This window comes from Actinoplanes oryzae (assembly GCF_030757795.1).
Lineage (GTDB): Bacteria > Actinomycetota > Actinomycetes > Mycobacteriales > Micromonosporaceae > Actinoplanes.
Window position 1 is genome coordinate 21,421 of sequence record NZ_JAUQWH010000101.1, and the last position, 10,709, is coordinate 32,129.

At 70.1% G+C, this 10,709-nt stretch carries 12 protein-coding genes and 1 pseudogene; 11 read left to right on the top strand and 2 right to left on the bottom strand.

Annotated features, from left to right (window positions below; all coding sequences use genetic code 11):
* Nucleotides 1–216 precede the first annotated feature (216 nt).
* From RBH18_RS27900 to RBH18_RS27950, 11 genes are all read left to right on the top strand, one after another.
* The gene (locus tag RBH18_RS27900) at nt 217–1,428 is read left to right on the top strand and encodes a flagellin N-terminal helical domain-containing protein (protein WP_306212980.1); all 1,212 of its coding nucleotides are present in this window, start codon (nt 217–219) and stop codon (nt 1,426–1,428) included.
* Between the two features lie 124 nt (nt 1,429–1,552).
* Entirely contained in the window at nt 1,553–2,935 is a 1,383-nt protein-coding gene (fliD, locus tag RBH18_RS27905; protein WP_306212982.1) for a flagellar filament capping protein FliD, read from the top strand.
* 158 nt (nt 2,936–3,093) lie between these two features.
* Complete coding sequence (gene fliS / locus RBH18_RS27910) at nt 3,094–3,486, top strand: flagellar export chaperone FliS (RefSeq protein WP_306212984.1); 393 nt, start codon at nt 3,094–3,096, stop codon at nt 3,484–3,486.
* A 37-nt stretch (nt 3,487–3,523) separates the two neighbouring features.
* Complete coding sequence (locus tag RBH18_RS27915; RefSeq protein ID WP_306212987.1) at nt 3,524–3,844, top strand: hypothetical protein; 321 nt, start codon at nt 3,524–3,526, stop codon at nt 3,842–3,844.
* Between the two features lie 167 nt (nt 3,845–4,011).
* On the top strand, nt 4,012–4,359 hold the full coding sequence (locus RBH18_RS27920) for a flagellar basal body rod protein FlgB (RefSeq protein ID WP_306212989.1): 348 nt from the start codon (nt 4,012–4,014) through the stop codon (nt 4,357–4,359).
* A complete protein-coding gene (locus RBH18_RS27925) occupies nt 4,359–4,754 on the top strand; it encodes a flagellar basal body rod protein FlgC (protein WP_306212991.1) in 396 nt (131 codons plus the stop codon). The genes RBH18_RS27920 and RBH18_RS27925 overlap by 1 nt, the downstream gene beginning before the upstream one ends.
* A gap of 2 nt (nt 4,755–4,756) precedes the next feature.
* Nucleotides 4,757–5,092, top strand: coding sequence for a flagellar hook-basal body complex protein FliE (locus tag RBH18_RS27930; RefSeq protein ID WP_306212993.1), 336 nt, complete (start codon nt 4,757–4,759; stop codon nt 5,090–5,092).
* Between the two features lies 1 nt (nt 5,093).
* Nucleotides 5,094–6,695, top strand: coding sequence for a flagellar basal-body MS-ring/collar protein FliF (gene fliF / locus RBH18_RS27935; RefSeq protein ID WP_306212995.1), 1,602 nt, complete (start codon nt 5,094–5,096; stop codon nt 6,693–6,695).
* Between the two features lie 37 nt (nt 6,696–6,732).
* Entirely contained in the window at nt 6,733–7,758 is a 1,026-nt protein-coding gene (gene fliG / locus RBH18_RS27940) for a flagellar motor switch protein FliG (protein ID WP_306212996.1), read from the top strand.
* Complete coding sequence (locus tag RBH18_RS27945; RefSeq protein WP_306212998.1) at nt 7,742–8,416, top strand: FliH/SctL family protein; 675 nt, start codon at nt 7,742–7,744, stop codon at nt 8,414–8,416. The genes fliG and RBH18_RS27945 overlap by 17 nt, the downstream gene beginning before the upstream one ends.
* Nucleotides 8,413–9,720 (top strand): FliI/YscN family ATPase, encoded by a 1,308-nt coding sequence (locus RBH18_RS27950; RefSeq protein ID WP_306213000.1) that lies wholly within the window; start codon nt 8,413–8,415, stop codon nt 9,718–9,720. Before RBH18_RS27945 ends, RBH18_RS27950 begins: the two co-directional genes overlap by 4 nt.
* 12 nt (nt 9,721–9,732) lie before the next feature.
* Here RBH18_RS27950 and RBH18_RS27955 read toward each other — a convergent pair whose 3' ends face one another.
* Together RBH18_RS27955 and RBH18_RS27960 are read right to left on the bottom strand one after the other, a co-directional pair.
* A complete protein-coding gene (locus RBH18_RS27955) occupies nt 9,733–9,978 on the bottom strand; it encodes a hypothetical protein (RefSeq protein ID WP_306213002.1) in 246 nt (81 codons plus the stop codon).
* A 3-nt stretch (nt 9,979–9,981) separates the two neighbouring features.
* A pseudogene (locus RBH18_RS27960) lies at nt 9,982–10,709 on the bottom strand (hypothetical protein); the annotation flags it as partial.

Below are 10,709 nucleotides of genomic sequence, written 5' to 3' on the forward strand. Positions count from 1 at the left end.
TCCGTAGGGAATCGCTCATCCGGACAGGTCGGCATCAGTAGTTGGTCTCTGAGGGGTTTCCGGCAGGTAGCGGGAGCGGTTTTTGCCTTTCACCCGAAAAGCCCGAGATTTTTTCGCACACTTCTCATGACCGGCGGACGGCCGCCGATCAGACCGGCGCAACGCCAACGGTTCACGGATGAGCCGGTACGGACCCGAATCAAGGAGGAAAACACCATGGGTCTTCGCATCAACCAGAACATCGCCGCCCAGAACGCCTACCGGAACCTGTCCGTCACGGACAACCAGATGTCGAAGTCGCTGGAGAAGCTGTCCAGTGGTTTCCGCATCAACCGGGCGGCGGACGACGCGGCCGGCCTCTCGATCTCCGAGGGCCTGCGCTCGCAGGTGGGCGGTCTCAAGCAGGCTGTCCGCAACGCCCAGGACGGCATCTCGGTCGCGCAGACCGCTGAGGGTGCGCTCAACGAGACCACCTCGATCCTGCAGCGCATGCGTGACCTGTCCGTCCAGGCCGCCAACGGTGGCTCCAACGACGCCGAGGCCAAGGCCGCGGCGCAGAAGGAGTTCGGCCAGCTCAACGAGGAGCTCGACCGGATCAGCAACACGACCTCGTTCGGCAAGTCGAAGCTGCTCGACGGCTCCTTCGGCAACGGCAACAAGATCGACAGCGCCTCGAAGGTGCAGACGATGCCGACCGGCACCCAGACCTTCGAGATCACCAAGATCGGCGACAAGGACCTGTCCGCCAACCCGATCACGGTGAGCGCCAACATCCCGGCGGGCGCGTCGGCCAAGGACGTCGCGGACGCGATGAACAAGGCCATCAAGACCGCCCTGACCGACCAGACCCCGGGTGGCCCGGCCGCCGGCCAGGGCTTCACGGGCAACGAGGTCAGCGTCAGCGCCGAGGTCGCTGCCGACGGTAGCGGTGCTTCCTTCAGCCTGAGCGGCTCGAAGGGCTTCTCGGTCAACGACACCGGCGGCCTGGCCGCGGTCGGCGTCACCGGCACGACCAGCACCGCGGACCCGAAGGCCAACAGCGGCCAGTTCCAGGTCGGCGCCAACAGCGGCGAGACGATGAGCATCTCCATCGGCTCGGTCAGCTCGAAGTCGCTGGGCACCAACACCCTCGACCTCACCGCCGAGGGCGGCGCGGACAAGGCGATCGAGGCGCTTGACAAGGCGATCACGTCGGTTTCGGACACCCGGGCGACCCTCGGTGCGTACCAGAACCGGTTCGAGCACACGATCAACAACCTGAACGTCTCGGTCGAGAACCTGTCCGCGTCGGAGTCGCGCATCCGTGACACCGACATGGCCCAGGAGATGGTCGCCTTCACCCGCAACCAGATCCTGACCCAGGCCGGCACCTCGATGCTGTCGCAGGCCAACCAGGCCTCGCAGAACGTTCTGTCGCTGCTGCGCTAACCGAACCGCAACCCACAGGTCCTAACCGAATATCGCTGACAACCGAATAGTCGGGGGTAGCTGGCAGACGGCGCCGGCTACCCCCGCTTCGCGTTTCAGTGCCCCGCAGGAAAGCAGGTGACCCGTGACCAGTTCCGTCTCCGGACTCGCCAGCGGTCTCGACACCACGTCCATCATCAGCTCGCTGATGCAGGTGGAAGGCGCGACCCAGACCCGGCTCAAGAACAAGGTCTCCGCCGCCGAAACCGTCGTCTCGTCCTACCAGTCGGTCAACTCCAAGCTGGTGGCGCTCAAGAACGCCGCGGCCGACGTCAGCGCCCTGTCGACCTGGCGCGGCGTCAAGCCCACCACCACCTCGGCCTCCGTGACGGCGACCGCGGTCGGCGGCACCAACACCGCGACCGGCAGCCTGACCTTCGACGTCGTCGAGCTCGCCAAGGGCCAGTCCACCACCGCCCGCGTCGCGTCCTCCGGCAACGTGACCACCGCGTCCGAGTTCAAGGTCAAGGTGGGTACGGCCGACGAGGTCACCGTCAGCCTCGGCGACGACAAGTCCGCCAAGGGCATCGCCGACGCGCTCGCCAAGGCCGGCGTCACGGGCGTCAAGGCCTCCGTCGTCACCACCGGCGGCAGCGAGAACATCCTGCAGTTCGTCAGCTCCAAGACGGGCACGGACAACGGCTTCACCATCACCGGCCTGGACGGCGTCTCGCTCGCGACCAGCGCCGCCACCAACGCCAAGCTGCAGGTCGGCGGCGCCGACGCCGAGGGCGGCTACAGCGTCACCAGCAGCACCAACACCTTCACCGGGCTGATGGCCGGCGTGACGCTGACGGTCAGCAAGAAGGAGACCGGCGTCACGCTCAACTCCGAGTCCGACGTCTCGGGCATGGCGGCCAAGTTCAAGGGCCTGGTCGACGCGGCCAACGCGGCGCTGACCGAGGTCACCAACCAGACCAAGTACGACGCCGCCACCAAGGCGAGCTCCCCGCTCACCGGTGACTTCATGGTCCGCCAGATGAGCCAGACGATCCTGAGCACGGTCAGCCAGGGGCTGACCTACCGCAAGGACGGCGCGCCGGCCGCCCCGGACGCGAAGACCGCCTCCGCCGCGGACATCGCCGCCGACAAGGCCGCCAACGTGGTCAACTTCGGCTCGCTCAGCAAGTTCGGCATCGAGCTCGACCGCAGCGGCCAGCTGACCTTCGACGAGACCAAGTTCACCGCCGCCTACAACGCCGACCCGACGGCGATCAAGCAGGCCGGCATCGCGCTGGGCGACAGCTTCCGCACCGTCGCCAACACCCAGATCACCAACGTCACCAACAGCATCACCGGCCGCAAGAACAACATCGACTCGCTGAACCTGCAGATCGACAACTGGGACGTCCGGCTCGCCGCGAAGAAGGTGGCCCTCACGAAGCAGTACTCGGACCTGGAGACCGCCCTCGGCAAGCTGCAGTCCCAGGGCACCTGGCTCTCGGGCCAGATCGCCAGCCTCGGCTGATCCGGCGTGCGGCCCGCCCGCCGCACCCGCTTTGCAATCAGGGAACCAGCCACGCAACCGAACTGATGAGTAAGACCGGGCCGCCACCGCCGCCGGCCCGGTGCACCACCTGACCTGACCGCCCATGGAATCCGCCCATTCCTGAGCAAAGGGACCCGATGACCTCACCGCAGCTGAACCGTTACCTCCAGGACTCCATCGCCACCGCCTCGCCCGGCAAGCTCCTGGTGATGCTCTACGACCGCCTCGTGATGGACCTGACCCAGGGCGAGGACGCCCTGCGTAACGGCAGCCGGGAAGTGGCCAACGACAAGCTCGGCCACGCGCAGGAGATCATCCTCGAGCTGCGTACCACGCTCGACGTCAACGCCTGGTCCGGCGCCCCGGGCCTGGCCAACCTCTACGGCTACCTGCTCACCGAGCTGATCGGGGCGAACATCGCCCGCGACCCGGAACGGGTGAAGGTGTGCCGGGGGTTCGTCGAGCCGCTGCGCGACGCGTGGCGGGAGGCGGCCTCCGCCGCGGCGGCCGGGCCGGCGTCCGTGGCCTGACGACACACCAGGGACTCGTGAGCGGGATGGGGACAGCGTGACCGAAGAGTGGCGTGACGCCTGGACCGCCGCGCTCGACGAGCTCGAGATGGACGTGGCCGCGGTCGAGCTGATGCTCGCCGACGAGCGGCGGCTGGCCGAGACGCCGGCCGCCGACCCGTGGCAGCCGCCGCAGCACCTCGGTGCGCTGCCGCTGGAGCTCAGGCCCCGGGCTGACGAGATCCTCACCCGCCAGCTGGCCGCGGCGAAGGAGATCGCGCGGCGGCTCACGGCGACCCGCGCCCAGCAGGCGATGACCGGCCGGATCGAGACCGGCGAGGCCGTCAAACGGCCGGTGTATCTGGACTGCGCGATGTAGTGACCCGGGATCCCCGCGAGGGGGTCCCGGGTTTTTTCGTGCAACCGTCCGGCAACCGCCAGCGGCTCAGCGAAATCGCAACCAGGCCGAACCTGAGGGTACGAGCAACGGACTGCTCACGGGACCGCCACGGAACGGCGACCTGGCACCACCGGAAGGAACCCGTCGTGTTCGACGACGTCGCATCTTCTTCGCTCCGCGTCGCGGTCGCCGGCCTGTCCGCCCGGCAGAACGCCATCGCGAACAACATCTCCAACATCGAGACGCCCGGATACCAGGCCCGTAAGGTCAAGTTCGAGGAGGCGCTGAGCAGCGCCGTCGCGCACGGGCAGTCGCCCGCCGGGGTCACGCCCAGCGTGCAGAACTCGCTGGAGCCGACGCGCCTGAACGGCAGCAACGTCAACCTCGACGAGGAGACGCTCTCGCACATCGACACGACGATGCGCTACCAGCTGACGATCCGCGCTCTGGACGGCAAGTACAGCCTCATCCGCGAAGCCATCAAGGGGGCCTGATGAGCACGTTCAACGCGATCGGCGTGGCGGGCAGCGGCGTCACCGTCTACCGCAAGTGGCTGGACGCGGTCTCCGACAACATCGCCAACATCGACAACGTCAGCCGCACCTCCGAGAGCGCCTTCCAGGCCCGCTACGTCGTGGCCCAGGAGGCGCAGGACGGCAACGGGGCCCAGGTCGGCGGCATCGCCTACGGCAACGCGGAGGGCCGGCTCGCCTACGAGCCGGACAACCCGCTGGCCGACACCGAGGGCTACGTCCGGCGCCCCGACATCGACCTCGGCAGCCAGATGGCCCAGCTGATGATGGCCCAGCGCGCGTACCAGGCGAACCTGTCGGTCGTCGACCGGGCCCGCGAGTCGTACCAGGCCGCCATCAACCTCGGGAAGGCCTGATCATGACCTCTCCCATCAGCGGGCTCAGCGCGGTGAGCGGCCTCAGCGCCGTCCAGGGTCTCAGCGGCGTGTCGGGGGCCTCGGCCGCCACCGGCGCCGCGGCCGCCACCGGACCGAACAGCGACTTCGCCAGCATGCTGTCCAAGGGTCTCGAGAGCGTGCAGACCGCCCAGTCGAAGGCCGGCGACCTGGCCGTCCAGGTGGCGAACGGCACGCTGCAGGACCCGGCGCAGTACACCATGGCTTCCACCGAGGCCGCCCTCGGCCTCCAGCTCACCATGGCCATCCGGAACAAGGCCGTCGAGGCGTTCCAGGAGATCATGAGGATGCAGGCCTGACATGACGGACCGTCTCCCCGCGCCGGTCCGCAAGGTCGGCGACACGTTCAAGTCCTTCACCCCCGGACAGAAGGCCGTCACGATCGCGGCCGTCCTCGCGCTCGCCATCGGCGGGTACTTCTTCGCGACCTGGGCCGCCAAGCCGGCGTACTCGCCGCTGTTCAGCAACCTGTCGAGCAAGGACGCCAGCGCGATCGTCGAGTCGCTGCAGAAGACCGGCACCCCCTACGAGCTGGCGAACGGCGGCGGCACGATCATGGTGCCGCAGGACCAGGTGTACGACCTGCGGCTGCAGCTGTCCGGCGAGGGGCTGCCCGGCGAGTCCGACACCGGTTACGCGCTGCTGGACCAGCAGGGCATCACCACCAGCGACTTCATGCAGCACACGAACTATCAGCGCGCGCTCGAGGGCGAGCTGTCCAACACCATCAAGTCGATCGACGGCGTCGAGGCGGCGACCGTGCACCTGGTCATGCCGCAGAAGGACGTCTTCGCCGACGACCAGAACAAGACGACCGCCTCGGTGCTGGTGCAGTCCTCGGCCAGCCAGCCGCTGAGCAACGAGCAGGTGCAGGCGATCGTCAACCTGGTCGCCTCGAGCGTCGAGGGTCTCGACCCGAAGCAGGTGACCGTGGCCGGGGCGGACGGCAAGATCCTGTCCGCCGGCGGGGGGCAGGCCCTGGCGAGCGGCAGCGGCAGCGGCGACGACTCGCCGACCGTCCAGTTCCAGAACAGGCTCAACACCTCGCTGCAGAACATGCTGGACGCCGTGGTCGGACCGGGTCACTCCGTCGTCACGACCACCGCCGAGCTCAACTTCGACGACACCCAGACGACCACGAAGACGTACACCTCGGATCCGTCGGTCGCCGCGCTGGCCGAGAGCATCAGCCGGGAGGCGTACAACGGCAACGGCACCGGGAGCGGCGGCGTGCTGGGCCCGGACAACATCCAGGTGCCCAACGGCACGACCAGCTCCACCGGGACCGGTCAGTACGAGAACACCAGCACCACCCGCAACAACGCGGTCAACGAGACCACGCAGGTCAGCAACGCGGCCCCCGGCAAGATCGACCGGCTCAGCGTGTCGGTGCTGCTCGACGCCACGACCGCCGGCGCGGTGAACCAGGCCGACGTGCAGCAGCTGGTCAGCGCCGCGGCGGGCATCGACGCGACCCGGGGCGACACCATCGCCGTGAGCGCGATGCCCTTCGACACCAGCGCCGCCACGGCCGCGAAGGACGCGCTCGCCCAGGCGACCGCCGCGGAGACCGCCGCCAAGCAGACCTCGCTGATCAAGACCGCGGCCATGGCCCTGGTCGTGCTCTTCCTGATCTTCCTGGCCTGGCGCTGGAGCCGGAAGCAGAAGAAGCGCAAGTCGCTGACCCCGGCCGAGCTGCAGCACCTGGAGGAGATGCAGGCGGCCCTGGAGCAGCAGCGGCTCGCCCAGCTCAACGCCGCCATCCCCAACCCCGCGATCGAGGCGGCGAACGCCACCCACGAGGCGCTGGAGGAGCGGCAGCGCGAGATCGAGCAGATGGTCGAGGACCAGCCCGAGGAGATGGCCGCCCTGCTGCGCGGCTGGCTCGGCGCCGGCCGCTGATCTGCCACAGCCGACCTAGGTTCAGGGAGGAACCGCATTGACCAGCCCGGCTCTCAGCACGAACTCCATGACCGGCCTGCGGAAAGCCGCCATCCTGCTGGTGCGGATGGGCAAGGAGTACTCGACCCGGGTCCTCGCCAACATGAGCGAGACCGAGGTCGAGGAGCTGTCGGCGGAGATCGCCCGCCTCGGCAAGCTCGAGCCGGAGGTCGTGGTCGACGTCATCGACGAGTTCTACGCGCTGGCGACCACCAAGCACGCCGGCGCGGGCGGCATGGCCTATGCGCGGGAGCTGCTTGAGGCCTCCCTCGGCACCGAGCGCGCCCAGCTGATCCTGGACCGGCTGCAGGCGTCGATGACGGACATGCCGTTCAACTTCCTGAGCCACGCGGACCCCCGGCAACTGCTCTCGTACGTGCAGTACGAGCACCCGCAGACGATCGCGCTGGTCCTCGCCCACATCCCGTCGGCGCTGGCGTCCTCGATCCTGTCCGGGCTCGCCCCGGAGGTGCAGTCGGACGTCGCGCACCGGATCGCGGTCATGGACCGTACATCGCCGGACGTCATCCGGCAGGTCGAGCTGGCCCTGCAGCGCAAGCTCTCCACCGTGCTGCAGCCCGACGAGCTGTCCACGGTCGGCGGCCTCGACCCGCTGGTCGACATCATCAACCGGGCGGACCGCACCACCGAGCGCCTCATCCTCGAGGCCCTGGAGGCGCGCAACCCGGAGATCGCCGAGGAGATCCGCCGGCGGATGTTCATGTTCGAGGACATCACCAGCCTCGACGACCGTGCCGTGCAGCTGGTGCTGCGCCAGGTCGAGCCCTCCGACCTCGCCCTCGCGCTCAAGGGCGTCAACGAGGAGGTCCGCAACAAGGTCACCGGCAACCTGTCCGAGCGCGGCCGCGAGAACCTCCTCGAGGAGATGGACCTCATGGGCCCGGTCAAGCTGAAGATGGTCGAGGAGGCCCAGCAGAAGATCGTGTCGGTGATCCGCTCGCTCGAGGACTCCGGCCAGATCGAGATCCAGCGCGGTGGCGAGGCCGATGAGCTCGTCGCCTGAGGAACGCCCCGTGCTGCGGGGCTCCACGGCACAGTCGGCCGCGGTCGCCTCCTTCGGCGTCGACCTGCGCCGCGGGGTGCCGATGGACAGCGCACCGGTGGAGCGGGCCAAGCAGGAGGCCCGTACAGCGGGCTATGCCGAAGGGTGGGCCCAGGGCCAGCGGGCGGCCGCCGTCGAAGCGGAAGCCGCGGCCGAGCGCGTGCGGGCCGTGGAAGCGGCGCACGAGCAGCGCCGGGCGGTCGCGCTCAACCAGTCGATCAACGCGCTCGGCCGGGCGGTGACCGGGCTGGAGTCGCAGCTCATGCCCACCTTGCACGAGCTGCAGGAGGCCGTGCTGGCGCACGCCTTCGAGCTGGCCGAGGCCATCGTCGGCCGGGCGCTGGACGACGCCGAGGGCCGGGCCGCCGCAGCGCTGCGCCGGGCCATGAACGCCGCGCCGGAGCAGGGCGAGATCGTGGTCAGCCTGCACCCGGAGGACTTCCGCAACCTGGTCGGCACGGCGACCGACGCCGACTACGACTACGAAGGGCGGCCGGTGCACCTGCGTCCCGACCCGGGCCTGCGCCCGGGCGACGCCGTGGCCGAGACCGGCACGACGACCGTGGACGCGTCCATCGCCGCCGCCGTGCAGCGAGCGAAGGAGGCCCTGCGGCTGTGACCGACGTCTTCCGCAACCGCATCAACGCCGCGCTGGCCGCCGCGCAGCCGCTGAGCCGGGGCAAGGTCACCGGGGCGGTCGGCCTGCGGGTCACCGTGAGCGGCCTGGACGCCCGGGTCGGCGACCTGCTGCAGATGGGCGAGGGCGACGACGCCGTCCTGGCGGAGGTGGCCGCCCTCGACGGCGAGCGCCTCTCCTGCCTGCCCCTGGGCCCGATCGCCGGCCTCGGCACGGGCACCCCGGTCACCTCCACCGGCGGGCCGCTGCGCGTCGCCGTCGGCCCCGACCTGCGCGGGCGCATCCTCGACGGGCTCGGCCGGCCGATGGACGGCGGACCTCCCCTGCGCGGCGAGATGGTGAGCATCGAGGCCGCGCCGCCGTCGGCCATGGAGCGCCAGCTGGTCGACGCGCCGATGCCGCTGGGCGTACGGGTGCTGGACACATTGGTCCCGTGCGGCCGCGGTCAGCGCATCGGCATCTTCGCCGGATCAGGTGTCGGCAAGAGCACCTTGATGTCCATGATCACGCGCGGCACCACGGCGGAGCTCAACGTCGTCGCCCTGGTCGGCGAGCGCGGCCGGGAGGTGCGCGAGTTCATCGAGCACGACCTGGGCCCCGAGGGCCTGGCCCGCTCGGTGGTGGTGATCGCCACCTCGGACACCCCGCCGCTGGTCCGCCTCCGGGCGCCGATCGTGGCCACGCGCATCGCCGAGTACTTCCGCGACGAGGGCCAGGACGTCCTCATGCTGATGGACAGCGTCACCCGCGCCGCCATGGCCCAGCGCGAGGTCGGCCTCTCGGTCGGCGAGCCGCCGGCCACCCGCGGCTATCCGCCGTCGGTCTTCGCCATGCTGGCCTCCCTGCTGGAACGGGCCGGGCCCGGCGCCCGCGGCAGCATCACCGGCCTCTACACCGTCCTGGTCGAGGGCGACGACCACAACGAGCCCATCGCCGACGCGGCCCGGTCCATCCTGGACGGCCACATCGTGCTGGACCGCAAGCTGGCCACGGCCGGCCACTTCCCGAGCATCCAGGCCCTCGACTCGATCTCCCGGGTGGCCAACAAGATCACCACCAAGGAGCAGAAGGCGGACGCCACCGAGCTGCGCCGGATGATGGCCGCGCACCGGGAGGTGCGCGAGCTGGTGGAGATCGGCGCGTACGTGCCGGGGACCAACCCCGAGGCGGACCGCGCGACGGCCGTCTGGCCGCAGATCCTCGCGTTCCTGCAGCAGGGGCTCGACGAGAAGGTCTCGGCCGAGCAGGCGTGGGCCCAGCTGCGCCAGCTGATCGCCAGTGCCTGAGTCCCCGGCCGCCTAAGCGGCCGGGGACTCCTTGCCGTCCGGGTCAACGGGCTCCGGGGTCACCGGGATGCCCGGCTCCTCCTTCTTGCCGTAGCCCGCCGTCACGAAGCGCAGCCCGGCCAGCAGGATCGCGGCGACCGGCACGGCGATCAGGAACCGGATCAGCACCTGCGTGATGTCGATCTCGTCGAGCACGTACCGGTACAGCGCCGGCGCGGTGATCAGCAGCGCGAACAGCAGGACGGACGGGCGGATCACCGGTTACCCCCGGCGCGGCCGGCGGGGCAGGGCGGGCATCGGGGCCACGTCGGACGCGATCCGGGCACACAGCATCGCGGCCCAGGAGTGCGGGCTGGCCGGCTTGCCGTCCAGCGAGACGATCGGATAGTCGAGCCCCAGCACGGTCGCCGGGTCCGACGTGATGTCCACGTTGTGCACCACGAGCGCCTCGACGTCGCCGAGGGTGCGCAGGTGCCGGGCGGTGTCCGCGGTCTTGCGGGTGGCGTCGACCACCGCCCACAGCGCGGTCGCGCCGAGCGCCGAGCACATGTCCTCGATCCTGATCGGATCGGTGCGGCCCACCGTCGCGTCCACCAGCACGATCCAGGCGTGGTCGGCGTTCTGCAGCTTCTCGGCCTTCGCCTTCGCCGCCTCGGGGTCGCCCAGGATGCGCGAGGAGTGCAGGCCGGTGCCGGCCGCGCTCGGGCCGCCGAGCAGCAGGTGCGACTGGTCCAGCCCGGCCTGCTCGCACAGCTTGCGGCCGATCGGCAACGAGTGGTCGAGATCCCCGGCGAGCACCAGGATCTCGCCGGGCGCGTCCGGCACGCCGGGGGCGGAGGGGCGGGCGGCGAGCACGCTCAGCACGCCGGCGTACGTGTCGCCGCCGGTGATCTGGGCGGCCAGCTCCTCCGGCATGCCGACCCGCATGAGGTTCTGCTGCACCTGGTCCCACTGTTGCGGCATCCCGGGCATCGGCGGGTGCGCCATCG